Here is a 25829-nt window from a genome sequence, read left to right as displayed (position 1 = left end):
TCATCCAACGCACCGAAATCCACACAGTGCGTCCTGGGGCCGGACATTCCGCGGGCCCGCCGACCGGAACCACAAACACGCCACATCTGCCTAGCCCTCAATAGACAAGCCTTTACCTCCGCGGTAATCGACAGCGGGTGCACGATATTCCTATGACCACAGCAAAGAAGATCGTCCTCGACTGCTTCGAGAACATGTTCGTACACAAGGACTTCGCCGCCGCGGGCACGAACGTGCACCCGGATTTCGTCACCCACAGCCCGGGATTCCCCTCCGGCCGTGACGCTTTCGTGGAAGCGATGCGGAATTCACCGATGGCGGGCGCCGACGTCTCCGTGAAACGCGTGATCGCCGACGACGAGCACGTCGTCGTGCACCTGCACGTCGTCCGGCCGGGCGACGAACTCGGCGCTGCCGTCGTCGACATCGTCCGTGTGGAAGACGGGCTCATCGTGGAGCACTGGGACGTCAAGCAGCCGGTGCCGCCCGGCGCGGAAATGTTCTAGGGCTTGATGATCAGGCAGGTGCTCGACGCCGTCGCGAGCACCTTGCCCTGCCCGTCGCGGATGTCGCCCTCGGCGAACGCGACGCGCGAACCGGCCTTCACGACCCAGCCGTGCGCGCGGATCTCCCCCACCGAGCCGGAAATGGCGCGCAGGTAGTTCACCTTCAGTTCCACCGAGGTGTACCCGACACCGGCGGGCAGGGTCGAGTGCACCGCGCACGCCACCGCCGAATCCAGCAGCGTCGCCGCGACGCCGCCGTGCACGGTCCCGATGGGGTTGTACAGGGACTCGTCCGGCGTCGCGGCGATCACGACGTCGCCTTCGGCCACGCTCACCCAGCGCATGCCGAAATGTGCCGAGATGGGCGCCGGCGGGATCCGGCCCTCGGCGATACCGGTCAGGTACTCGAGCCCGGACATTTCCCGGCCGAGCCGCGCGGTGGGCAGCGGATCCTGCCAGGTCACGGTCTTCTGCCTGGTCTGCCCGGTGACGTCGGTGGTCATGGCTGCCTCCTAAGACGATCGTCCTAGGCTTTCCTAAGACGGTCGTCCTAGTCAAGGACTATGCTGGGCCACGTGTCCGAAACCACCACTCGCGAGCGGATGATCTCGACGGCGATGACGCTCTTCCGCCGCGAGGGCTACCAGGCGACCTCGTGGCGGCGGCTGGTCGAGGAGGCCGGGACGCCGTGGGGATCGGCGTACCACCACTTCCCCGGCGGCAAGGAACAGCTCGCGGTCGCCGCCATCGAACTCGGCACCGCTGTCGTGGCGAAGACGATCCGCCGCGCCTTCGAGCGCACCGAGACGGTCGAGGACGCGGTGGCCTGGTGGTATCGCAAGGCGGGCGAAGCACTGGCGGCCGACGACTACCGCGGCGGCTGTCCGCTCGCCACGATCACCTTGGAGATGGCGAACGCCTCGCCCGCGATCACCAAGGCGTGCCAGGACGCGTTCGCCGCCTGGCACACGCTGCTCGTCGGACTGCTCAGTGAGGTCAAGGATCCCGGAGACGTCGCGACGGCCATCATGAACAACCTCGAAGGAGCCCTGCTGGTCAGCCGGGTCCACCGGTCTTCCGACGCGCTGGACCGGGCCGCGCGGCATGTCGCGCTCGTGATCCGCGCCTCCTGACGAAGCCGAGCGGGCACCGGCGAGCCCGGGTAGCGTGGCCAGACATGATCGGTCTGCCCGACACCATCACGGCCTGTCTCTTCGACCTCGACGGCGTGCTGACCGGAACCGCGGCCCAGCATCGCGAAGCGTGGAAACGCACGTTCGACGAATTCCTGCGCGCCCGCGACGGTGACGCGTTCTCGCCGTTCACCGACACCGACTACGCGGCCTACGTCGACGGAAGGCCGAGGGCCGACGGCGTCCGCACGTTCCTCACCTCGCGCGGGATCGAGCTGCCCGAGGGAAGCCCGGACGACGGGATCGACGCCGCCACCGTCAACGGGGTCGGGAACCGGAAGAACCAGCTGGTGCTGAAGATCATCGAAGACGAGGGCGTGACCCCGTACCCGGGTTCCGTGCGATATCTGGAAGCCGCGAAGGCGGCGGGGTTGCGCATCGGCGTCGTCACCTCGTCGGCCAACGGCGCGAAGGTGCTCGACGCCGCCGACCTCACCAAGTTCGTCGAAACCCGGATCGACGGGATCGTGATCGCCGAAAAGAACCTGCGTGGCAAACCCGCCCCCGATTCGTTCCTCGCCGGCGCCGAGGCGTTCGGTGTCGCACCGGTGAACGCGGCCGTCTTCGAAGACGCCCTCGCGGGGGTGCAGGCGGGCAAGGACGGCGGTTTCGGTTACGTGGTCGGGGTCAACCGCGCGCACCAGGCGGGCGAACTGCTCGCGCACGGCGCCGACGTCGTGGTGGACGACCTCGCCGAACTCCTGGAGGACCGCAAGTGAGCGAAGCGCTTTTCCGCGGCTACGAGGTCGCGCCCTGGGAGCTGCGCTGGCACGGGATGGACGTCGACGCGTTGCAGCGCACCGAATCGGCGTTCGCGGTGTCCAACGGGCACATCGGCCTGCGCGGCACGCTGGAGGAGGCCGAGCCGCGCGGTCTTCCCGGCACCTACCTCAACGGTTTCTACGAACAGCACGATCTTCCCTACGCGGAAAGCGGATACGGCTACCCCGAAGAGGGGCAGACCGTCGTCAACGTGACCGACGGCAAGGTCATCCGGCTGCTGGTCGAGGACGAACCGCTCGACATGCGGTACGGCCAGGCGACCGAACACGACCGCGTCCTCGACTTCCGGAAGGGCACCCTCGCGCGCGACACCGTCTGGTCGTCGCCGACCGGCCGCCGGGTCCGGGTGAAGACCGAACGCCTGGTCTCCTTCACCCAGCGGGCCGTCGCGGCGATCAGGTACGAGGTCGAACCGCTCGACGACGAGCTCCAGCTGGTGGTGCAGTCGGATCTCCTGGCGAACGAACCGATCGAGTCCGACACGCGTGACCCGCGGGTCGCGGCGGCGCTGGAGTCGCCGCTGATCGGGGAATATCACCACGCGGAGGCGTATCACGCCGTGCTGGTGCACCAGACCCGGCGCTCCGGGTTGCGGATGGCCGCCGCGATGGACCACAAGATCGACGTCACCGACGGCGTACGCACGCATATCGAGGCCGAGGACGATCTGGCGCGGCTCACCATCGCCGTCGACGTGCCCAAGGGCGGGCGGCTGCGGATCACCAAGTTCCTCGCCTATGGCTGGTCCGCGCAGCGTTCGGTACCCGCCGTGCGCGCGCAGGTCGAGGCCGCGCTGGCCGGGGCCCGGCAGACCGGCTGGAAGGGGCTGCTCGCCGAGCAGAAGGCGTTCCTCGACGACTTCTGGGAGACCTCGGACATCGAGATCGACGGCGACCCGGAACTGCAGCAGGCCGTGCGGTTCGCGCTCTTCCATCTCCTGCAGGCCGGGGCCCGCGGCGAGACGAGGGCGTTGGCGGGCAAGGGTTTGACCGGCCCCGGCTACGACGGGCACGCGTTCTGGGACACCGAGACCTTCGTCCTTCCCGTGCTCACCTACAGCATCCCGGACGCCGCCCGCGACGCGCTGCGCTGGCGTCACTCCACTTTGGACAAAGCGCGGGAAAGGGCGGCACAGCTGGGGTTACGCGGCGCCGCGTTCCCCTGGCGGTCCATCAACGGCGCGGAGTGTTCGGCGTACTGGCCGGCGGGCACGGCGGCGTTCCACGTCAGCGCGGACATCTCCGACGCCGTCGTGCGCTATCTCAACGCCACCGGCGACGACGAGTTCATGCGGACCTGCGGCGCGGAGCTGCTCCTCGAAACCGCGCGGTTGTGGTTGTCGCTCGGGCATTTCGACCGGCGGGGCCGGTTCCGGATCGACGGCGTCACCGGACCGGACGAGTACTCCGCGGTGGCGGACAACAACGTCTACACGAACCTGATGGCCCGCCGGAACCTGTTCTACGCCGCCGAAATCGTCGGCCAGCACGACGACGTGGCCAAGCGGTTCGAGGTCGACGCGGACGAGGTCGCGCTGTGGCGCAAGGCGGCTGACGCGATGCTGGTGCCCTACGACGAGGATCTCGGCGTACACCCGCAGTCCGAAGGGTTCCTGGAGCACGACGAGTGGGATTTCGAGGCGACGGACCCGGATTTCTACCCGCTGCTGCTGAACTACCCGTACTTCGACCTGTACCGCAAACAGGTGGTCAAGCAGGCGGACCTCGTACTCGCGCTGCATCTGTGCGGGGATTCCTTCACCCCCGAGGAAAAGGCGCGCGACTTCGCCTACTACGAGGCGATCACCGTGCGGGATTCCTCGCTGTCGGCGGGAACGCAGGCGGTGGTGGCGGCCGAGGTCGGGCATCTCGAACTGGCCTACGACTACCTCGCCGAGGCGGCGCTCACCGACCTGCACGACGTGCACAACAACGTCCGCAACGGCCTGCACCTGGCCTCGCTGGCGGGCGCGTGGCAGGGCACCGTCGCCGGTTTCGGCGGGCTGCGCGACTACGGCGGCCGGCTGACCTTCGCACCGAGGCTGCCGCCGCAACTCCGGCGGATCGCGTTCCGGCTGACCTTCCGCGGCACCCGGTTCCAGGTCGAGATCGACGGCGAGGGCGCGACGTACCACGTGATCACCGGGGAGCCGCTGGAACTGGCGCACCACGGCGAGACGTTCACGGTGACCGCCGAGCCGGTGCGGCTGCCGATCCCGGCGATCGACCCGGGTCCGGCGCCGGTGCAGCCCGCGGGCCGCGCACCGGCACGGAGGCAGCCGAAGGACGGGTGAGTGCTCAGTCCGGCGGCTCGACCGGTACCTCGCCGCTGCCCGGCACGCCGTCGACCTCCTTGGTGCCGTGCGGCCCGACGTCACGGTTCGGCGCGCTGGGCACGTCGGTCTTCGGCTGGATCCCGCGAAGGTCGTCGAGGTCTTCTTCCTCGTCCTGCCCGAAGTTCTTCTTGCTTTCCCTCATGTGTCCGGGGTACCCGCTCGCGGCCGGATGCGCCAGTCCTCAGGCGGCTTTCGCCGGTTCGCCTTCCGGCGTGACGAGCCCGTCGAGCATGCCGAGCAGCAGGCCGTCCCTGGTGGACCACGGGCAGATGGCGACCTGGCCGCCGGCCAGGGTCAGCAGCGCCTCGGCGACGATCGCGCCCGCGAGTGCCTGGTGGGAGCGTTGCCGCGAGATACCCGGCAGCTCGGCGCGGCGTTTCGCGGGCAGCTTCGCCAGCCGCGGGATCCACGCGCGGAGGTCGTCGAGGTGCAGTTCCCTGGCGCGGGACGGCCGGTCCCCGGCGAGCCGGGCGAGCTGCCGCAGCACCTTGGAGCAGCCCACGGCGCGATGGTCGCGAATATGCGGCAGCACGTCCTGCATCGCGTCGCGGACCTCGTCGAGCACGTGTTCCCGCATCGCCCGCACGACCTTGGGCGACGGGCATTCGGTGGCGAACCAGTCGCGGGTCAGGGATCGCGCGCCGAGCGGCAGGGAGTGCGCGAACCCGGCCTCCTCGGCGTCCCCCGCGGCGAGCTCGACGGTCCCGCCGCCGATGTCGAGCACCAGCAGCCCGCCGGCGGAAGCGCCGTACCACCGTCGCGCGCCGACGTAGGCCAGTTCGGCTTCGCGGCGGCCGGTGAGGAACCGCAGCTTGACCCCGCTGGCCTTGTGGACGTCGCGGACGACCTCCTTGACGTTGCCCGCGTCGCGGATCGACGAGGTGGCGAGCGGATACACGTTTCGGACGCCGTGCTTGGCGGCCATCGTCATCCCCGCCTCGACCGCGGAGGCGACCGCGTCGATACCGCGCCGGGTCAGATTCCCGTCATCGTCGAGTTCCCGGTCCAGCCGCAGCCGCGTCTGGTGGCTCAGCGCGGGATCGAGCGGCGTACCGCCCTTGGCCAGAACCACCAGCCGTGCGCTGAACGACCCGACGTCCAGGACCGCGGCGGACGGCTCGCCGATCTGCTTGCGCACGCGAGGCACCTCACCTTCGTCGCGAACGGATTCCCCCGAGGTCTCGCTTTCACTCCTGATAATGGCGGATTTTCCGGCCGTTCAGGCGTGGTTTACGTTCTCTTTCCACCGGGAGGCCGCTTTTTGACCACGAAGGGGTTACACCGGCGCAGGTCAAGTATACCGGATCGATACAGGTGAGAGGTTCGTCGCCCCGTCGCGTGCCTAGGCCGCGCTAGTCGACGAGTTCGCGAAGCTTCGAAACCTGAGCGACGCGAGCCTCACGACCGGGCAGCAGCGGGTTCACGACCAGCGTGGTCGCACCGGCCTCGCGGAACGCGGCGAGGCGCTCCTTGACGTAGCCCTCGGGCCCGATCAGCGAGATCGCCCGGATCAGCTCCTTCGGCACCGCCGCGGCGGCCTCGTCCTTCTTGCCGTCCAGGTAGAGGTCCTGGATGAGTTTCGCTTCGGCCTCGTAGCCGTACCGCTGGGCGAGACTGTTGTAGAAGTTCTTGCCGCGCGCGCCCATGCCGCCGATGTACAGCGCCAGCATGCCGCGCAGGTGGTCCAGCAGCCCTTCGACGTCGTCGCCGATCGCCAGCGCGGTGCCGACGAAGGTGTCCAGCTCGCCCAGTGACGGGTCGCGCTTCGCCTTGCCCTCGGCCAGCGACGCGCCCCAGACCTCGGCGGCCTTCTCGGGGTGGAAGAAGATCGGCTCCCAGCCCTCCGCCAGTTCGGCGGTGAGCGCGACGTTCTTCGGGCCGATCGAGGCCAGCAGGATCGGGATCCGCTCGCGCACCGGGTGGTTGATCAGCTTCAGCGGCTTGCCGAGGCCCGTGCCCTGCTCGGGTGGCAGCGGGATCGAGTAGTGCGTTCCGGAGTGCACCACCTTCTCCCGCCGCCACACCTGACGGCAGATGTCGATGATCTCGCGGGTCCTGCCCAGCGGCGCGTCGTACTTCACGCCGTGGAAACCCTCGATGACCTGCGGACCCGACGCGCCGATGCCGAGCGTGAACCGGCCGTCGGACACGAAGTCGAGCCCGGCGGCGGTCATCGCGGTCAGCGTCGGCGTCCGCGTGTAGATCTGGAAGATGCCCGACGCGATCTGGACCCGTTCGGTCTTCGCCGCGACGTAGCCGAGCTGGCTGACCGCGTCGAACGAATAGGCCTCGGGGACGAAGACGATGTCCAGCCCGGCCTTCTCCAGCTCGACGATGTCCGCCACGCTGTCGGCGAAACCACCGGCGTAGCTGATCGCGGTCCCGATCCTCATCGGCATCTCCTCGTGAAGTTACTGAGCGCTCGCTTAGCGACAGTATGCGCCGGGACCGCGCGGTTCGCCTGTGTTCCGGCTCACTGCGCGGCCACCCACTCCTTCACCACGTCGTCCAGCACGCGCAGCGGCAGGATCCCGTTGCTCAGGACGACCTCGTGGAAGCCCTTGATGTCGAACCGGTCGCCGAGCGCGGCCTCGGCCTCCGCGCGGATCCGCTCGATCTCCAGCCGTCCCACCATGTACGACAGCGCCTGCCCCGGAACGGCGGCGTAGCGGTCGATCTCGGCCTCGATCTCGACCCTGGCCATCGGCGTGTTCTCGGCCAGGTAGTCGACTGCCTGCTGACGGCTCCAGCCCAGCGCGTGCATCCCGGTGTCGACGACGAGCCGCCCGGCGCGCATCGAATCCTGGGTGAGCATGCCGAACCTGGTGAGGTCGCTGGAGTACAGGCCCATCTCGTCGGCGAGACGCTCCGAGTAGAGACCCCAGCCTTCGACGTAGGCGTTGACGTCGGCGTGCCCGCGCAACATCGGCAGACCCTTGAGCTTGTGCGCGATGCAGATCTGGAAGTGGTGCCCCGGCACGGCTTCGTGGAAGGCGATCGCCTCGCTCGTGTGCTTCGGGCGCTGCTCGGCCTCGTGGGTGTTCGCGTAGTAGGTGCCCGGCCGCGAGCCGTCGAGCGACGCCTCGATGTAGTACGCCAGCGTGCCACCGGGAGCCTCCGCGGGCGGGACGGGCTCGACCTGGCACCGCTCCTCGGGGATAGTCGAGAACCACTGCGGGGCGACGGCTTCGGCGCGGGTGATGGCGTCACGCGCGGCGTCGAGCAGTTCGTCGCCGTCCCGCCAGCGCAGGGCCGGGTCGGTGCGCAGCCGCTCGAAGATCTCCTCGAGATCCTTGGTACCGAAGATCTTCTCGCCCAGCTCGCGGTACTGGTCCGCCAGTTTCGCGATCATGTCGAGACCGGTGTCGTGCAGGTCCTGCGCGGTGCGCTCGGTGGAGGTGTGCGCGCGGATCAGCGCGGCGTACTTCTCCTGCCCGCCGGGTAGCGCGCAGAGACCCGGCTCGGTTTCGGGCTTCGCCACGGGCCGCAGCTCGTCGGCGAGGAAGTCGCGATACCGCGCGTAGGCGGGCCGGACGACCTCGGCCAGCAGCCGGTCCCGTTCGGTTTCGTAGCCCTCCACGGAAACGGACGCGGTGAGCGCCAGCGGATCCCCCGCCTCGTCACCGAGATAGCGCTCCACGTAAGCGATCCCGCCTTCGACCAGGAAGCCCGGCGGGACCAGACCGTCGGCCGCCGCCGCGCGCTGGCGCACGATCAGGGCGTCGAGGTAGGCGCCCATGCCTTCCAGCCGCTTCAGGTAGCCGCGGACCTTTTCCTCGTCGTTCAGCGACAGGACGGCGAGTTCGTTGAGCATGAACAGCGCGGGCGACGCCAGCCCGTCGCTGACCGAGAACTCGGCGGCGCGCGAGTCGATGACGTCGACCATCGCCTTCGCCTGCTGGATCACGACCTCGCGGGTGACCATCTCGGCCGGGGAAAGGCCTTCGGTGTCCAGGGCTTCAGCGCGCTCGGCGATGACGACCGCCGACGCGCGCTGCGCGGCCGCGGCCTCCGCGCTCGGGTCGGGCAACGCGCCTTCGTCGCCGGGAAGCCCGAGAAGCGAGCGCCACAGCGGAAGTTCCTCGAACTTGAGCTCCATCAGCTCGTCGGCCAGGCCGTTCGGGGTGTCGCCGTGGCCGGCGATCCAGTCGCGGACCACGCCGTCCAGCACCGACAGCGGCAGCGAACCGCCGCCGAGCACGACGTCGTGGAAGGCCTTGATGTCGAACCGGCTCCCCAGCTTCAGTTCGGCCTCGGCACGGATGCGCTGGATCTCCAGCCGTCCCACCATGTACGAGAGCGCCTGCCCGGGGAAGGCGATGTACCGGTCCACTTCGGACTCGATCTCCACCGGCGCCATCGGCGTGTTCTCGGCGAGGAAGTCGATGGCCTGGCGGCGGCTCCAGCCCAGCGAGTGCAACCCGGTGTCGACGACCAGCCGTCCGGCGCGCATCGAATCCATGGTCAGCATGCCGAGCTTCGCGACGTCGTCGGAGTACAGGCCCATCTCGTCGGCGAGGCGCTCGGTGTACAGGCCCCAGCCCTCGGCGTACGCGGTGAAGTCGCCGATGCGGCGCAGCAGCGGGAGTTCGGTGAGTCCCTGAGCGAGGCTCAGCTGGAAGTGGTGGCCGGGAATGGCCTCGTGGAACGCAGTCGCCTCGGCCGCATGCCGGAACCGCTCCTCCGCCTTGTGGGTGTTGGCGAAATAGATGCCGGGCCGGGAGCCGTCGACCGCGGGCCACATGTAGTAGGCGGCGGGTGCGCCGGGCGCGGATTCGGCGGGAACCGGCTCGACCGTCCACGGCTGCGGCGGGATCCGGCCGAACCACTTCGGCGCCTCGGCCTCGGCCCTGGTGATGGCCGCGCGGGCGGAGTCGAGCATCTCGTCGGCGCCGGACCAGCGCAGGGCCGGGTCGGAGCGGAGCTTGGTGAAGATCTCCTGGAGGTCGCTGGTGCCGAAGACCCGCGAACCGTACTCGCGGTACTCGGCGGCGAGGCCCGCGATCACGTCGAGCCCGGTCTGGTGCAGCTCGCGCGGGGTGCGGTCGGTCGTCGTGTGCATCTCTGCGAGCAGGGCGTAGATACGCTCGCCGTCGGGCAGCCAGCAGACGCCGGGCTTGTCCTCGGGGCGGCCGTGCGGCGCGATCTCCTTCGCGAGCACCTCGCGGTACTCCGCGATTGCGGGCCGGACGACGTCACGCAGCAGCTCGGCGCGGCGGGTCTCGAAGTCCTCGTCGGGCGCGGGCTGGCGCAGCAGCGGATCGGCCGACGGCTCGGCGAGGTGCCGGTCGAGGTAGGCGACGGCGGCGTCGACGAGGTACGCGACCGGGACCAGCCCGCGGGCGACGCCGTCCCGGTGCCGCTGCGCGGCCTGCCGCAGGTACTCCGGGATCGCGGCGATCCGCCCGAGGTGCGCCTCGGCCTGCGCGCCCGTCCCGACCGACATCATCGGCAGCACGGTGAGCACCTCGGCGGCGGGCGAGATGAACAGGTCACTGACGGTGAACTCGACGAACCGCGAGTCCAGCAGGGCGATCCTCGCCCGGGCCATCGCGATCAGGACGTCACGGGTGGTCTTCTCCTCCGCGCTCAAGCCGTCGGTGGCGAGTGCCTCGGCCCGCTCGGCGAATCCGGCCAGCCGCGCGCGGAAGGCGTCCCCGGCGGCCTCGCTGAGATCGCTGAGCCCGGTCGATTCCGGACGGAAGCCCTGCAAGGCGGGCATGACCGGCTCGGCGTCGAAGAGGGCTTCGACGAACTCGTCGGCGAGGGCGGAGACTTCGCTCATGTTTTCTTTCCCCAGAGGTCGATGGAGGCGGTGTCCCCGACCCTAATGGAGACCGCGTACTACCGAAGCCGGGTTTTGCCGCGCTCCGATGGCCTCTCCCCGCGGCGCCGAGGGCGAGACGGTAGCGTTCCCGGACGTGGCCGTGACCGATCCCGTGGACATCCGCCTGCTCGCCGCCCTCGCGGACCTGGGCAAGGCGGCCGTACACGAACTCGCGGCCAAGGTCGGGATGGACCCGCGCGAGGTCGCGTACCGCCTGGTCGCCCTGTCCGGCAGCGGGTTGCCGCTGCTCGTGGGCGTGGAGAGCGACCCGAACGGGCTTCGGGCCGCCATCGCGAGCGCGCCGCCGTCGTGGGCCCAGCAGCCCCCGCAACAACCCCAGCGTCCGCCGGGCCACTCCGGACCGCACAACGTCCAGGGCACCCCCTCCGGGCCGTACAACGTCCAGGGAACGCCGTCGGGCGCGTACAACGTGCACGGCACGCCGTCGGGCCGCTATCCCGGCCCGCCGTCGGCCCCGGTGCGCCAGCCGATGGCGCCGCCTCCACGGCCGCCCGCCCCGCCGCAGCAGCAGTTCGCGCCGCCCCCGATGGCGCCCGCCGACCCGGTGATGAGCACCTGGGGCGTCCCGCAGACCGCGTCCTGGGCGCGCGGCGACGAACAGCAGGTCACGCCCCAGGCCGCCCCGGAGGGCAAGAAGGGCCGGACCGGCGACGTGATGGAGACCCAGGGCCTGGAGGGCGAGCAGCTCACCGTCCAGCTGCTCGAGGTCCAGGACCCGGCGGACTACCTGTTCAGCGCCGCGGGCTACTCGCTGGAAGCCGGGGAACGGTCGGTCGTCGTGCACACCGAGATCACCAACCGCGGGAACATCCCGTTCGTGTCGCTCCCGGACAACTACCTCGAATTGCTCACCGCGGACGGCAAGCCGATCGCGAAGGCGCCGGTCTCGCTGACGTCGCGTCCGCCGCACAAGATCGGCGTCCGGCCCGGGGAGACCCTGGGCGGGCACACCGTCTACGTGCTGCCGGACGCGACCCGCGTGGTCGCCGTGCGCTGGTCGCCGAGGCCCGAGCCGGACGAGCGCACGCTGACTTGGTCGATCGAGGACTGACGCGCCTAGTTCTCGTCCTGCAGGATCCGCAGCGCGTTGGCCAGGTCGTCGGGGTACTCCGATTCGAACTCGACCCAGCGCCCGTCGGACGGGTGGGCGAAGCCGAGCGTCTTCGCGTGCAGCCACTGCCGGGAGAGCCCGAGCTTGCGCGCCAGCACCGGGTCGGCGCCGTAGGTCAGGTCACCGACGCAGGGATGCTTGAGCGCCGAGAAGTGCACGCGGATCTGGTGCGTGCGCCCGGTCTCGAGTTTGATCTTGGCCAGCGACGCCGCGCGGAAGGCCTCGACGACCTCGTAGTGCGTGACGCTGGGCCGCCCGCCCTGGACGACGGCGAACTTGTAGTCGTGCCGGGGATGCCGGTCGATCGGCGCGTCGATGGTGCCGCGCGTCGGATCCGGGTGGCCCTGGACGATGGCGTGGTAGCCCTTGTCGACGGTGCGTTCCTTGAACGCCCGCTTCAGCACGGTGTACGCGTGCTCGCTCTTCGCCACGACCATCACGCCGGTGGTGCCCGCGTCCAGCCGGTGCACGACGCCCTGACGCTCGGCGGCGCCCGAGGTCGCGATGCGCAGCCCGGCGGCGGCGAGGCCGCCGACGACGGTCGGCCCGGTCCAGCCGGGGCTCGGGTGCACGGCGACGCCCACCGGCTTCGAGATCACCACGATGTCGTCGTCGTCATGCAGGATCTTCATGCCTTCGACGGGTTCCGCGACGACCTCTATGGCCGACGCGGGATCAGGCAGCGTCACTTCGAGGAGTCCGCCGGCGGTCAGCCGGTCCGATTTCCCGGCGGGCCTGCCGTCGAGGAAGATCTCGCCGGATTCGGCCAGCTCCGCCACGACGGTGCGGGAAAGCCCCAGCAGTTTCGCCAGCCCCGCGTCGACGCGCATACCGTCGAGCCCGTCGGGAACGGGCAACATCCGCGCGCTCATTCGCTCGCCGCTTTCTTCTTGTCCTTGGTGGATGTTCCGTCGTAGTCCTTGCCCAGCAAGGAAAGGATCACGATGAGGACGCCGCCGACGCAGATCGCGGAGTCGGCGACGTTGAAGATCGCCCAGCCCTGCCCGTTCGGCGCGAACGCGGAGATCATGTCGACCACGTGCCCCTGCAGCGGCCCGGGCGCACGGAAGATCCGGTCGGTCAGATTGCCGAGCGCGCCCGCCAGCACCAGGCCGAGGCCGATCGCCCAGCCGGTCGAGCGCAGCCGCCGGGCCAGCCAGACGATGGCGATCACGACGGCGATCGCGACCAGCGCGAGCACCCAGGTCAGCCCGGTCGCCATCGAGAAGGCGGCGCCGGGGTTGCGCACCAGCTGGAAGTACACGAGCCCGCCGAGGAACTCGACCGGCTGCTTGCCCTCCAGCGTGGACACGGCGATCTGCTTCGTGAGGAGGTCGATCCCCCACAGCACCGCGGCGACGGCGAACACCACGGCGACGCGCTTCTTGGGCAGCGGGGGCGACGGTGGCGCCGTTTCGGGCTCAGTACTCACCGCCCTATTGTCCACTGAGCGTGTTCAGGACTCCTCGGCGGCCGCCTTCGGCCTGCTCAGCAGGGCGGCGAACGCCCCGGCGAGCACGACCAGCGACGAAAGCACGAGCGCGAGCTGTCCTTGGGCGAGCACGACCGCGCAGAGCACGAACGCCGCGGCCACGACGAGCACCAGCACACTGCGCTCCAGCCACGCGAGCCCCGCCAGGCCGAGTGTCAGCAGGATCGCGCTCCGGGTGTCGCCGTCGAGATCGAATTCCCAGTAGCCGACCAGATCCGCCAGCATGATGGCGACCAGCCCGCCGAACGCGATCGCGGCGACCTTCCACCAGCGCATGGTCTTCGTCCGGATGGCATAGAACAGCACCGTGCCGAGGTAGACCGCGAGGACGGCGAACAGCCAGGCGTCGGTCCGGCCGGCGATGTCGAACGACCTGTCCAGCGCGGTCGCGGTCTCGCGGCTCATCTCGACGCCGTGCAAGCTCACGTACCCGAACGAATGTCGTTCTCCGGCGGGCGCGTAGGCGAACCATCCCCCGGACCACATCCCGCCGAAAGCCACCACCAGCAGCTGGGCGAAACCCAGCAACGCCAGCGGAAACCAGTAACGCGGTCGCTCGTTCCCCATACGGGTCGAGGGTAGTGGGTCAGGCGCAGAACGGGGGAAGCTCCCGCGGATCGTTCTCCGGCACCCAGCGGCCCTCCGGCTTCTCGTACTGCCAGCGCGCGCCGCGGGCGACGATCTGGCGCAGCGCCAGGACGATCCGGTCCACGTGTTCGGTGGTGCTGCCGAGGCCGACGCTGACCCGCACGGCCTGCTGCCCCGTCGAACCGGCCACGGCGATCAGCCGCTTCGTCGCCACGTGCGCGCAGAACGCGCCGTCCCGCACGCCGATTCCGTACTCCGCGGACAACACCGCGGCGAGCCAGCCCGGGTCGAAGCCGTCGACGACGAAGCTGAGCGTGCCGACCCGGCCGACCGGCGCGTCGAACAGCCGCAGTTCGGCGAATCCGGGGATGGCGGCGAGACCGCGGCGCAGGCGCGCCAGCAGTTCCTCCTCGTGGGCGACGATCCCGTCCCAGTTCGCGGCCAGGGTCTCGCAGGCGACACCGAGCGCGTAGACGCCGACGGTGTTGGGCGAACCGGCTTCGTGCCGCTCGGGACCGGAGTTCCAGACGACGTCGAGGTTTTCGGAGTCACGGTTGACGAGCTTCGTCGCGCCACCGCCGGCGAGGTACGGCTGGGCCGCGCGCAGCCAGTCGGCGCGGCCGATCAGCGCGCCGGCACCGAAAGGCGCGTACAGCTTGTGCCCCGACAGCGCGACGTAGTCGACGTCCAGTTCGCGCACCGAGATCTTCCGGTGCGGCGCGAGCTGTGCCGCGTCGAGCGCGATCCGGGCGCCGTGTCGCCGCGCGACGGCCGCGATCTCCTTGACCGGCAACAGTTCCCCGGTCACGTTGGACGCGCCGGTGAGCACCACCAGCCGCGGTCCCTGCGGGCAGCCCGCGAGCGCTTCGTCCACAGCGGACACCGCGGCGAGCCGGGTCCGCGGGGTTTCGATCCGGCGGACGTTCGGTCCCTTCCACGGCAGCAGCGCGGCGTGGTGCTCGGTGTCGAACACGACGACCGACGTGTGCTTCGGCAGGCTGCGGGCGAGAAGGTTGAAGGAATCGGTGGTGTTGCGGGTGAACACGACGGTGTCGGTCGACCGCGCGTCGACGAAGTCACGCAGGATTCCGCGCGTGCGCTCGTAAAGCCTGGTCGAAACCTGCGAAGCGAATCCGGCGCCGCGGTGCACGCTGGCGTACCAGGGCAGGAATTCGTCGACCGCGGAACGCACCTTGTCCAGACAGGGGGCGCTCGCCGCGTGATCGAGATTGGCGTAGGCGATGTCGCCGCCGGTGACCAGCGGAACCCGCAGATCGGCGCATGCAACCGCCGGGATCTGGTGCGCGGCAACGACTTCAGCGGGGGCGTTCGTGCGTTCGAGAGCGAGGGTCATCGTCATCCTCCGGGCCAGGGGACCCGGCGAGGATCCCGCGCTTGCCCGCCGCACCACGCGACGAGCCAGGTCCTCACCCGGGGCACCCCACCGCGGAAGGAGGGTTGCCGGTCAGCTAGCCGGGGCTTGACGCTGACACTCGTGACCTACGGACGAAGTTAGCGGATGGGCGGGCGATCGAGCCAGCCCTCGTCCGCATCTTGAGACGCCGCTCACGTGTTCCGCAAGCGGGAAGAACCGCTGCCCGGCGCCGCGCCGCGCCGGGCAACGGCAGGTCAGGCCCGGAATCGGCCGGGCAGCGGGACGGTCGAGCGGGAGGAGACCTCGGTCGCGGTGCCGGAGTACTGATCGGTGCCCGCGGTGAACTGCCAGCCGCCGAAGGTCTTGCCGTCGACGGCTTCGCCGTAGGCCTCGGCGACCTTGGTCGAGACCTCGTCGTAGGACAGGCCGTTCCAGTTGCCCGCGCCGACCCCGAAGTCGCGCGAGTCGCCGCCCTGCGCGGCGGCCGCCGGCAGGGTCCACAGGGTGAAGTGCACGTGCGCGCCGGTGCTGCTGCCACCGCAGGGCAGCGCGTTGCCGGTCCGGCCGAGCGCGTCGCCCGGGGCGACCTTCTGGCCGTCGGTGACCGAAATGCCCTCCAGGTGGTAGTACCCGGTCCGCCAGCCGCCGTCGTGGTCGACGGTCACCCAGTCGCCGCCGGAGCAGTGCTGGATCCGGACCGTGCCGGCCAGCGGGGCGCGAACGGTCTTGTCGCCCGGGCTGAAGTCGATGGCGTTCTTCACTCCGGACGTGCCGTTGTCCGAGTGGATCCCCGCCGAGTAGACCGACTGGCCAGTGTCGAAGGGCAGCCCGAAGGCGGGAAAAGCGCCGGCCGCGGTAGCCGTCGGGGCGGCGAGAACCACTCCGACGAGTGCCACGGTGACCCCCATACCAGCGAACCGCACAGGAAGCTTCGTCACCTTGCGTACTCCTTACCCCGTGACACTCACCCATTCGATGGAGTCGATTGCGGGGAAAGTAATCCAAAAGGAGTACAAATGGGAAGAAGTTTCTGAGATCAACCGACGAACAGCTGGTGCCGGTTCGTGACCTACTGGCCGGATTCGCCCTTCCACCTGGCGAGGCGGCCCGCGCGGTCGACGGCCCGCAGGCGTCGTTCGGCCGCGTCACGGGCTTCGGCGGTGGTCACGACGAGTAACTGGTCGCGCTCCTGGAGCCGGGTGTTCTTGTTCGGCGTGAAGCCGGAGCCGTCGCGGACGAGGAGGCTGATCGTCGCCCCCACCGGCAGGCGCAGCTCGGCCAGGTACACGCCGTGCATCTTCGATCCCGGGTGGATCCGGACCTGCAGGAGTTCCGCGCCCATCTCGTCGAGCGGCGCGGAGTCGACGTCGATCTCGTGCGCCTCGGCGTGCTGGGCGAGCCCGAGGATTCTCGCGAGCGGGGTCAGCGTCGCCCCTTGGAGCAGCGTCAGCACGATGACCAGCACGAACACCGCGTCGACCAGTTCCTGCGCGCCCGGCACGCCGGACGACAGCGGGATCAGCGCGAGCACGATCGGGACCGCCCCGCGCAGTCCGGCCCAGGACAGGAACACCTGTTCTCGCCAGGGGATCTTGAACGGCAGCGCCGACAGCAGCACCGACAGCGGGCGGGCGAGCAGCAGCACGACCGCGCCCGCGACCAGGCCCTGGACCAGGCTTTCGAAGATCCTGCTCGGCGAGGCGAACAGGCCGAGCAACACGAACAAGCCGATCTGCGCGAGCCAGCCGAGCCCTTCGGCGAAGGACAGTGTGTCCGACCGGTGCGGCAGCTTCGAGTTCCCCAGCACCAGGGCCGCGACGTAAGTGGCGAGCAGGCCCGACGCGTGGGCGAGCTGCCCGCTCGAATACGCCACGACGCAGACCGCGACCGTGGCCAGCGGGTACAGACCGGTGGCGGGAAGCGCCGCCCGGCGCAGCGCGAACGCCCCGCCCCAGCCGAAGGCCAGGCCGATCACCAGCCCGGCGGCGAGTTCGTAGACCACCAGCAGCGGCAGGGACCAGTCGATGGTCGTTCCCTCGGCGAGGACCACGACGGCGATGTAGGCCGGGGCGTCGTTGATACCCGACTCGATCTCCAGCGCGCCGACGAGCCGCTTGCCGATCCCCGCGGATCTCAGCACGGAGAAGACGGCCGCGGCGTCGGTCGAGGCCAGTACCGCGCCCCACAGCAACGCCATCCGCCAGTCCAGGCCCAGTAACCAGTGCAGGGTGGCACCGGTGACCGCGATGCTCACCACCACGGCCACTGTGGACAGTGCGATTCCGATGCCCAGCGAGGGTTTCACGGCCGACCAGCGGGTGGTGAGGCCGCCTTCGGACAGGATCATCACCAGCGCGGCGAGGCCGAGCGACTGGGTGAGCCCGGGGTTGTCGTACTGGATGCCGAACCCGGCTTCGCCGAGCAGGACCCCCATCCCCAGGTACAGCAGCAGCGAGGGAAGGCCGACCCGGATCGACACCCGGACGGCGATCACGGCGACGAGCAGCACCGCGCCGCCGGTGCCGAGAATGAGCGGGAGTTGCTCCATGTCGCCTCCCGTTCCGGTCGCCGTGAGGGCTCCAGAATAGTGAGGCGGTGATCGTCACACGTTCGTGTACCGGCCGGAAAGTGCCCGGACAACCTGTGTTACAGACTGTCCACTAGGGACTGCGCAGGGCGACCAGGTCGACACCGAGTTCCGCGAACGGCTTTTCCGCCGCGGGCAGGACCTTCACCGCGCGGTTGCCCTCACGGGACAACCAGCCGGCGCTCACACCGTGAGACAGTAACGCCGCGGGCACCCGGCCCGCCAAATGATCACGCCGGACCGTCCAATCCAGACAGTCGCGCAGCATCGGGCGGCGGCCGCCGTCGATCTCCACCCCGAGCGCGCCGAGCACCTCCCGGCCACGATCGGTCAGCGTCAGGCCGCCGGCGTCGTCGATCAGCCCGGTGGCGAGCATCCCGTCCCGCAACGCGACGCCGACCGTCCCGGCGAGGTGGTCGTAGCAGGTCCTGGCGAACTCGAGCCGCTTTACCCGCACCGACGACCGAAGCCCCTTCACCGGCCGGTGTTCGGCATGCTGCGCCAGATGCTCGATGAGCTCCGCCACCCGCGGGTCGGCTATCCGGACGTAACTGTGCCTCCCCTGCTTGACCCGCACGACGAAGCCGGCCTCGGTCAGCTTCGTCACGTGCTCGCTCGCCGTCGACGCGGCCACGTCGGCCGCGCCCGCCAGCTCGGTCACCGTCCAGGCACGCCCGTCGAGCAGCGCGAGGCACATCGACGCGCGGCTCGGATCGGCGAGCACGGCCGCGACCTCGGCCAGGGCGATCGTCTCCATGCGTCCACCGTAGAAGACCCACGGTTCGGCGACCGCCGAAGCGTCAGCCCGCCAGGAACTTCGCCGCCAGCTGCACCGCGGGTTTGGAGTCGTTGGAACCTTCGAGCATGACGGCGAAAGCCACGTCTCCGCGATAGCCGACGAACCAGCCGTTGGCGTCCGCACCCGAGCCGAACTGCGCCGTCCCGGTCTTGCCGAAGACCGCTCCGCTGCCCCTCAACGCCTTCGCGGTCCCTGTCGTGCAGACCTCGCGCATCATCGCGCGGACCTGGTTCAGCACCCCGGCGGGCGGGGCCTGGTACCCGGCGTTGACCTTGGTCTCCAGCCCCTGCCACAGCTTCGGGACCACCGGCTTCCCCGTGGCGACCGTCGCGGCCATGAGTGCCGCGCCCAGCGGGCTGACCTGCACCCTGCCCTGTCCGATCCCGGCTTCGACCTGCTCGTCACCGCCGGTGGACGGCTCCACCTTGCCGGTCTCCGTCGACAGTCCCGGGATCTCGAAGTCGGCGTTGAGACCGAACTGGCTCGCGGCCTTGGCAAGACCGTCCGCGGGCAGCTGCTTGGCGAGCCGCCCGAAGGTCGTGTTGCACGACGCGGCGAACGCCGTCTTCAGCGAGACGGTCCCCAGGTCGAACCCGTTGTCGTTCTTGAGCGTGCGGGTCCCGATCTGCTCGCTGCCCGGGCAGGCCAGCGGGGAGTCGGCGGTGACGCCGCCCTGCTGCAACGCCGCGGTCGCCGTGGCGATCTTGAAGGCCGAACCCGGCGAGTACAGGCCGTTGAGGGCCTTCGGCTGGTTCCCGGCGGCGCCGTTCTGCGCGACCGCCAGGAGCTCGCCCGAGGTCTTCATCGCGATGATGATCGCCGGGCCTTGAAGGCCGTCGACGGCCTTCTGGGCGGCGGTCTGGGAGGCCACGCTCAAGGTCGAAACCAACGGCTTGTCCGTCTCGGCCGCCTGGCCGAAGAGCGTCTCGACCGGCTTGCCGGAGGCGTCCACGCGAGACACGGTGACGGTCGCTCCGGTGCCGCTGTTCTCCCCGGAAGCGACCTTGGACAACGCCCCCTGCAGGATCGGCGCGGCACCTGCCGCATCACCGCCGACGAGAGCCTTGCCGTCGCGATCGGTCACGATCGGTTTGGCCGAAACCGGAGCGACAGCGAGCCGCTGCCCGGCTTCGAGTTTCGGGTGGATCGCCGACATCGCCCAGCGGACGACCCACTTCCCGGCGTTGCGCACCAGGTCCAGCTTGCCTTCGTACTTCCAGACGCTACCGCCGCCGAAAGTCCACGCGGCGTGGAAGGTGGCCGACGTCGAGGGCGCGTCACCCGGCGTCGTCGGGACCTCGCCGAGGGACGTCTTGACCGAGGCCCCGTTGAGGGCGTTTCGCGTCCCGGTGAGTGCGCTCGTGGCCGCCGCCGGATCGTCGACCGGGGCGGTGGTCAGGTCTCCCGTGTCGAACAGCCGCAGGAACCGGGTGGCGACCTGGGCGGGACTGTCCTGCGCGTTCGCGGTGGACTCCCCCGGCCCGCCTCCGGAGGCCGCGGGCGCCCGGTCCTCCTTGACCAGCAGCACCACCGCTGCCACCACGATGGCGACGACGGCCAGTGCGGCACCGATCAGGATGCCTCTTTTCCGGGCAGGACTCATGGATTCGCTCTCCCCCATACGGCGCGCCCCTCGCGCGCCCCCGGGCGTCAGCCTGCCGATTTCCCCCGCGCAAGGCGCGCTTCGGACGGGAAAGCGGCTGATCCGAATCCGTTTCGTGATCCCGATGATCGGGAACACCAGGAAAGGCCCCTTCATCGCGAAATTGCGATGAAGGGGCCTTTCCTGGCACTTGCGAGGGTCAGGCCTTGGCGACCGCCACGGTCACCTTGGTGCCCTCCCCGACCGTCCCGGCCGAGCCGTCGGCGACCTCGCCGTAGGCCACCGAAGTCGCCAACGTCTCCGAAGCGACGAACTCCTCGTGCGTCTTCGCGGCCGTGACCACGTCTTCCGGCGCGTCGACCGTCAGCGCGATCCGGTCGGCGACGTCGAGCCCGGCGTCACGGCGGGCCTGCTGCACGACCCGGACCAGGTCGCGGGCCAGGCCCTCGGCCGCCAGCTCGTCGGTCACCTCGGTGTCGAGCAGCACCAGCCCGGCGCCGCCGGGCAGCTCCGCGGCCGCGCCGCCGCCCTTCGCGACGAGACGCCGGTCGTACTCGCCCTCGACGAGTTCGATCCCGGCCGCCACGACGGCGCCGCTCTCGGACGTCGTCCACTCACCGGCCTTGACGGCCTTGATCACCGTCTGGACGTCCTTCCCGAGCCGCGGACCGGCGGCGCGGGCGTTCACCGCGACCTCGAAACCGCCGTGCGCGGCGACGTCCGTGGTCAGCTCGACGGATTTGACGTTGACCTCGTCGCGCAGGATGTCGGTGAACTCGCGCAGCGACTCCGCCTCGTGCGCGGCGACGACCAGCTTGGCCAGCGGCAACCGCACCCGCAGCTTGTTCGACTTCCGCAGCGAGAGCGCCGAAGACGCCACCTGGCGCACCCGGTCCATCGCCGTCACCAGCGCCGCGTCGGCGGGCAGGTCGAGCGCGTTCGGCCAGTCGGTCAGGTGCACCGAACGGCCGCCGGTCAGCCCGCGCCACACGACCTCGGTGGTCAGCGGCAGCAGCGGCGCCACCACCCGCGACGTCACCTCCAGCACGGTGTGCAGGGTGTCGATCGCGTCCTGCTCGCCCGCCCAGAACCGGTCGCGCGACCGGCGCACGTACCAGTTCGTCAGCACCTCGAGGAAGTCACGGACGGTCGAACAAGCGCCGGCGACGTCGTAGGTGTCGAGCGCGTGCTCGACGTCGGTCACCAGTTCGTGCGTCTTCGCCAGCACGTACCGGTCGAGGACGTGCTTCGAATCCGTGCGCCACTGGCCTTCCACGCCCTCGGCGTTCGCGTAGAGCGCGAGGAAGTAGTACGAGTTCCACAACGGCAGCACGGCCTGGCGGACGGCGTCGCGGATGCCCTTGTCGGTGACGACCAGGTTCCCGCCGCGCAGGATCGGGCTCGCCATCAGGTACCAGCGCATCGCGTCGGAGCCGTCGCGGTCGAAGACCTCGTTGACGTCCGGGTAGTTGCGCAGCGACTTGGACATCTTCTGGCCGTCCGAGCCGAGCACGATCCCATGCGAGATGCAGGTGCGGAACGCCGGCCGGTCGAACAGCGCCGTCGCCAGGACGTGCAGCACGTAGAACCAGCCGCGGGTCTGCCCGATGTACTCGACGATGAAGTCACCCGGGTAGTGGTGCTCGAACCACTCGGTGTTCTCGAACGGGTAGTGCACCTGCGCGTACGGCATCGAACCCGAGTCGAACCAGACGTCCAGGACGTCCTCGATCCGGCGCATGGTGGACTTCCCGGTCGGGTCGTCCGGGTTGGGCCGGGTCAGCTCGTCGATGAACGGCCGGTGCAGGTTCTCCAGCCGCACGCCGAAGTCGCGCTCGATCTCGTCGAGCGAGCCGTACACGTCCGTGCGCGGGTACGCCGGGTCGTCCGACTGCCACACCGGGATCGGCGTGCCGAAGTACCGGTTGCGGGAGACCGACCAATCGCGGGCGTTCTCCAGCCACTTGCCGAACTGACCGTCCTTGACGTTCTCCGGGTACCAGGTGATCTGCTGGTTCAGCTCGACCATCCGGTCCTTGAACTCGGTCACCGCGACGAACCACGACGAGACGGCGCGGTAGATCAGCGGGTTGCGGCAGCGCCAGCAGTGCGGGTACGGGTGCTCGTAGGTCTCGTGGCGCAGCAGGACCGCGCCCTGACGGCCGGCGGAACCGGTGCCGTTCTTGAGATCCTTGATGATGTTCGGGTTGGCGTCGAAGACCTGCTGGCCCTCGTAATCCGAGACCGTCGCGTCGAACTTGCCCTGCGCGTCCACCGGCGTGACCGGGACGATGCCCGCCGCGTCGGTGACGACCTTGTCCTCTTCACCGTAGGCGGGCGCGATGTGGACGACACCGGTGCCGTCCTCGGTCGTGACGTAGTCCGCGGACAGCACGCGGTGCGCGTTCTCGTGCCCGGCGAAGTACGGGAACGGTGGGGCGTAACGGGTTCCGAGCAGCTCGGTGCCGGTGTAGTGCCCGACGACGGTCGGCTCCTCACCGAGCTCGCGGGCGTACGCGGCGACGCGCGCTTCGGCGAGCAGGAACCGCTTGCCGTCACTTTCCACCACGACGTACCGCACGTCCGGGTGCACCGCGGTCGCGAGGTTGGACGGCAGCGTCCACGGGGTCGTGGTCCAGATCAGCAGGTAGGTGCCGTCGAGCTCGTTGTCGTTGCCCTCCAAGCGGAAACCGACCGTGACGGCCGGGTCCTGACGGCTGGCGTAGACGTCGTCGTCCATGCGCAGCTCGTGGTTGGACAGCGGGGTCTCGTCGCGCCAGCAGTAGGGCAGGACGCGGTAGCCCTCGTAGACCAGGCCCTTGTCCCACAGCTGCTTGAACGCCCAGATGACCGACTCCATGTAGGACAGGTCGAGCGTCTTGTAGTCGTTGTCGAAGTCGACCCAGCGGGCCTGGCGGGTGACGTAGTCCTGCCATTCGCCGGTGTAGCGCAGCACGGACTCGCGGCACGCCTCGTTGAAGACGTCGATGCCCATCGCGTCGATCTCGGACTTCTCGGTGATCCCGAGCTGGCGCATGGCCTCGAGCTCGGCGGGAAGGCCGTGGGTGTCCCAGCCGAAGCGGCGCTCGACGCGTTTGCCCTTCATGGTCTGGTAACGCGGCACCAGGTCCTTCACGTACCCGGTGAGCAGGTGACCGTAGTGCGGGAGACCGTTGGCGAACGGCGGGCCGTCGTAGAAGACGTACTCGTTCGAACCGTTGACGCCGGGGTCGCGGGCGTCGATCGAAGCCTGGAAGGTCCGATCGGATTCCCAGTACGCGAGGACGCGCTTCTCCGACTCGGGGAACGAAGGCTGGGACGGGACGCCGGTCTCGCCGTCCACCTGTGCCTTGGGATACATCTTCGGTGCTCCTCGCGTTTCGTCTCTCTCGTACGGGCTTTCACCCACACGGGGACGAGACGGCCGTTTCCGGCGCGTTCCGCGGTACCACCCCGCTTGCCCGGCCGGTGGTGTTCCGGCTGGGCCGCTCATTCGACGGCTGTGACGGGCCGTACCCGTCCGGTTCTACTGGGGGCTCATCTGCGAGGACAGAGGCCCTGTTCTTCCGGAGGCTCCCCGGTGATGGCCGGATCGGTGCCAGTTCATTCAAGGGTAGCGCGCGGGGGCAACCGGGTTGTCCGGGGTGGGTGGAAACTCGGAGGCGGCGGGCGGCGGCCGTGATTAGGCTCCCGCCCGAGGAGGGTGATGGACACCGAAGAACAGCTGTGGCGCCAGATCCGCGTCACCGACCGGATGTGGGAGGGCCCGGGACAGATCGCCGCGCTCGAGAAGGTGACTCGTCGCGTGGACGCGCTCGGCTTGATCGCACATCGGCACGAGGCGCGCGTCCGGCTCGCCACCGCGTACCTGCTCGGCGGCGAGCCCGCGAAGGCGCTCGAGCCCCTCTCCCGGTGTCTGGACTCCGGCGATCCCGAGCTCAGGCCGGTGTTCGACTACCTGGCCGAGGCGTTCGTCGAAGACCCGCGCGTTCCGCTCGCGGACACCCTCGCCGTGCTCGACGAAGGTGAACGGCTCTTCTGGCCGATGCCCGACAACCGCCTGATCATCGCGTCGCATCTCGGCGCCGAGGCGGACGTCCGGTACGAGGCCCCCGCGGAAAGCTCGCGGTGCGACCGGTGCGACATCGGCTTGAGGATCGACCACCTGCTCCGGGTCGGCCGCGTCGACGACGCCGTCGAGCTCTTCGTCTCCGACGACGACCGCTGCTCCCGGCAGCCGCACGCGATGCTCGCGGCACTGATGCTCCCGTTCGCCCGAGCCGGCCGGCTCGACGACGCGGTGGAAGCCTTCCGGGCGTCTTATTCGGCTTTCTGGACCAAGCCGGCCGAGCTCGGCTCGCTGGCCCGGCACATCGAGTTCTGCGCGCGGACAGGAAATCACGCCGCGGCCCGGAAACTGGTCGACCGGCATGGCGGGTGGCGATCGACGCCCTTCGGGACGATGGAGTTCCACGCCGCGGCGGCCTTGGTGACGGAATCCCACGCGTCCCTGGCGCTGGAGATCGCCGCCCGGTTCGACGCCCGCAACGGCAACTCCGTGCAGAGCGAGCGGATCCGGGCATTGCTCGCGGCGGATCCGGCACCGATCGCAGTGGACCTGGGATCCGCGTTGCTCCCCGGCACCAAGCAGATCGGGTCGCGGCTCGTGATCTATCCGAAGACCGTCGAGGAACTGGCTTCCCTAGCCGAACGCAGCGAAGACGATCCGGAGTTCGCGGCCATCATGTGGGAACGGTTCGACGAGCTCCTGCCGAACCCCGAAGGTGAACTGCTCGCGCGCCGTCTCGCCGGCTCCGGCGAACCTGCCGGAGCCACCGACCGCGATCCCGGGGCACGCGCGTTCCGACTCGCCGCGCTGTCTCTGGAAGAGGACCCCTTGCGAGCCTTGACGTTCGCGCGCGAGGCCATCGACCTCTTCCTGGCGAGGTTCGACTACACGAACGCCGCCCGCGCACGGCTGATGGCGGTGTGGATCCTGGCGTTCACAGGCGATCCGAAGGCCGCCCTCGACTTGATCGACAAGCCCGACCCCGTCGGCGGAATCCCCGAGGTGCAGGCCGAGGTGCTGTACACCCACGGAAAGCTCTCGCAGGCGCTCGGCGATCTCGACGAGGCGGCATTCCGGCTCCTCATGGCTGCCGAAAGCTTCGAGTCCGCCGAGAACACCGACGCGCTCGGCTGGGCCCGCGCCGATCTCGCGGAGCTCTTCCTGACGATGGACCGTTTCGAAGACGCCGCCGACGCCGCCGAAGAGGCCGTCCGGCTGGCGCCCACGGCGCGGGCCCTGGCATTGCGGGATCGGGCTTACCTTTTGCGCGCCTGATGGTGTGGGCGATGATCGCGCCGTTGCTTCCGGCGGAAACGGGGCAGCGGGACGGCATTGGCTACGCGATTTGTGCATGCGCGCATGGGTGCGCCGTGGCGTGAACTGCCTGAGCGGCTGCGCCGCGTATGAGCGGTCGCGGAAGTGGACCGCGGACGGGCGTGGGACCGGGTCCTGGAACACGTGATCGTCAGGACGACTCGCCAGGGCTTGGAGGACCACTTCGAGTTCGCGATCCGCGTCGATTCGACGAGTGTCCGAGGCA

Annotated in this window: 20 protein-coding genes and 1 riboswitch; of the genes, 6 read left to right on the top strand and 14 right to left on the bottom strand. The window is 69.7% G+C overall.

From position 1 onward, the window contains the following. The first annotated feature begins 152 nt into the window (after positions 1-152). Entirely contained in the window at positions 153-506 is a 354-nt protein-coding gene (locus H4W30_RS02025; protein WP_192741205.1) for a nuclear transport factor 2 family protein, read from the top strand. Here the strand turns inward: H4W30_RS02025 and H4W30_RS02020 are convergent. After that, positions 503-1009: a PaaI family thioesterase gene (locus H4W30_RS02020; protein ID WP_034319130.1), complete on the bottom strand. Its 507-nt coding sequence runs from the start codon at positions 1007-1009 to the stop codon at positions 503-505. The genes H4W30_RS02025 and H4W30_RS02020 overlap by 4 nt on opposite strands. Positions 1010-1081: 72 nt before the next feature. Between H4W30_RS02020 and H4W30_RS02015 the strand changes: the two genes are divergently transcribed. Genes H4W30_RS02015 through H4W30_RS02005 form a run of 3 tightly spaced genes read left to right on the top strand, consistent with a single transcriptional unit; the run spans position 1082 to position 4775 of the window. Next, a complete protein-coding gene (locus H4W30_RS02015; protein ID WP_318780507.1) occupies positions 1082-1639 on the top strand; it encodes a TetR/AcrR family transcriptional regulator in 558 nt (185 codons plus the stop codon). Between the two features lie 44 nt (positions 1640-1683). Beyond that, positions 1684-2418, top strand: coding sequence for an HAD family hydrolase (locus H4W30_RS02010; protein WP_192741203.1), 735 nt, complete (start codon positions 1684-1686; stop codon positions 2416-2418). A 56-nt stretch (positions 2419-2474) separates the two neighbouring features. After that, positions 2475-4775: a glycoside hydrolase family 65 protein gene (locus tag H4W30_RS02005; protein WP_225948937.1), complete on the top strand. Its 2301-nt coding sequence runs from the start codon at positions 2475-2477 to the stop codon at positions 4773-4775. A 4-nt stretch (positions 4776-4779) separates the two neighbouring features. On the opposite strand, the gene H4W30_RS02000 is transcribed toward H4W30_RS02005, so the two are convergent. The 4 genes from H4W30_RS02000 to H4W30_RS01985 all read right to left on the bottom strand — a co-directional run bounded on the left by H4W30_RS02000 (position 4780) and on the right by H4W30_RS01985 (position 10602). Continuing rightward, positions 4780-4959 (bottom strand): hypothetical protein, encoded by a 180-nt coding sequence (locus H4W30_RS02000; protein WP_192741201.1) that lies wholly within the window; start codon positions 4957-4959, stop codon positions 4780-4782. A gap of 39 nt (positions 4960-4998) precedes the next feature. Then, positions 4999-5955: a Ppx/GppA phosphatase family protein gene (locus H4W30_RS01995; RefSeq protein WP_192741200.1), complete on the bottom strand. Its 957-nt coding sequence runs from the start codon at positions 5953-5955 to the stop codon at positions 4999-5001. A 214-nt stretch (positions 5956-6169) separates the two neighbouring features. Further along, the gene (locus H4W30_RS01990; protein WP_125684226.1) at positions 6170-7210 is read right to left on the bottom strand and encodes an LLM class F420-dependent oxidoreductase; all 1041 of its coding nucleotides are present in this window, start codon (positions 7208-7210) and stop codon (positions 6170-6172) included. Between the two features lie 80 nt (positions 7211-7290). Beyond that, entirely contained in the window at positions 7291-10602 is a 3312-nt protein-coding gene (locus H4W30_RS01985) for a DUF885 domain-containing protein (RefSeq protein WP_192741199.1), read from the bottom strand. A gap of 136 nt (positions 10603-10738) precedes the next feature. Here H4W30_RS01985 and H4W30_RS01980 point away from each other — a divergent pair, with 136 nt between their 5' ends. Then, entirely contained in the window at positions 10739-11716 is a 978-nt protein-coding gene (locus tag H4W30_RS01980; protein ID WP_192741198.1) for an AsnC family protein, read from the top strand. Between the two features lie 5 nt (positions 11717-11721). On the opposite strand, the gene H4W30_RS01975 is transcribed toward H4W30_RS01980, so the two are convergent. The 9 genes from H4W30_RS01975 to ileS form a co-directional block, all read right to left on the bottom strand. After that, entirely contained in the window at positions 11722-12648 is a 927-nt protein-coding gene (locus H4W30_RS01975; protein ID WP_192741197.1) for an RluA family pseudouridine synthase, read from the bottom strand. After that, positions 12645-13208, bottom strand: coding sequence for a signal peptidase II (gene lspA / locus H4W30_RS01970; RefSeq protein WP_192741196.1), 564 nt, complete (start codon positions 13206-13208; stop codon positions 12645-12647). Before lspA ends, H4W30_RS01975 begins: the two co-directional genes overlap by 4 nt. A 24-nt stretch (positions 13209-13232) precedes the next feature. After that, a complete protein-coding gene (locus tag H4W30_RS01965; RefSeq protein WP_192741195.1) occupies positions 13233-13835 on the bottom strand; it encodes a hypothetical protein in 603 nt (200 codons plus the stop codon). Between the two features lie 19 nt (positions 13836-13854). Continuing rightward, a complete protein-coding gene (locus H4W30_RS01960) occupies positions 13855-15210 on the bottom strand; it encodes an aminotransferase class V-fold PLP-dependent enzyme (protein ID WP_192741194.1) in 1356 nt (451 codons plus the stop codon). Between the two features lie 32 nt (positions 15211-15242). Next, positions 15243-15357: riboswitch (SAM riboswitch) on the bottom strand. 128 nt (positions 15358-15485) lie between these two features. Next, positions 15486-16169: a M23 family metallopeptidase gene (locus H4W30_RS01955; RefSeq protein ID WP_192741193.1), complete on the bottom strand. Its 684-nt coding sequence runs from the start codon at positions 16167-16169 to the stop codon at positions 15486-15488. A 131-nt stretch (positions 16170-16300) separates the two neighbouring features. Beyond that, on the bottom strand, positions 16301-17779 hold the full coding sequence (locus H4W30_RS01950) for a potassium/proton antiporter (RefSeq protein ID WP_192741192.1): 1479 nt from the start codon (positions 17777-17779) through the stop codon (positions 16301-16303). Positions 17780-17891: 112 nt separating this feature from the next. Then, positions 17892-18575 (bottom strand): ArsR/SmtB family transcription factor, encoded by a 684-nt coding sequence (locus H4W30_RS01945; RefSeq protein WP_192741191.1) that lies wholly within the window; start codon positions 18573-18575, stop codon positions 17892-17894. Between the two features lie 43 nt (positions 18576-18618). After that, a complete protein-coding gene (locus H4W30_RS01940; protein WP_192741190.1) occupies positions 18619-20220 on the bottom strand; it encodes a penicillin-binding transpeptidase domain-containing protein in 1602 nt (533 codons plus the stop codon). Between the two features lie 199 nt (positions 20221-20419). Continuing rightward, positions 20420-23581, bottom strand: coding sequence for an isoleucine--tRNA ligase (gene ileS / locus H4W30_RS01935; RefSeq protein ID WP_192741189.1), 3162 nt, complete (start codon positions 23579-23581; stop codon positions 20420-20422). Positions 23582-23926: 345 nt separating this feature from the next. On the opposite strand from ileS, the gene H4W30_RS01930 reads away from it, so the two are divergent. Continuing rightward, entirely contained in the window at positions 23927-25564 is a 1638-nt protein-coding gene (locus tag H4W30_RS01930) for a hypothetical protein (RefSeq protein ID WP_192741188.1), read from the top strand. Positions 25565-25829 lie beyond the last annotated feature (265 nt).

Source organism: Amycolatopsis roodepoortensis (assembly GCF_014873915.1).
Taxonomy (GTDB): domain Bacteria; phylum Actinomycetota; class Actinomycetes; order Mycobacteriales; family Pseudonocardiaceae; genus Amycolatopsis; species Amycolatopsis roodepoortensis.
Note: the sequence above shows the minus strand (reverse complement) of the source record. Positions and strands in the feature narration are given on the sequence as shown.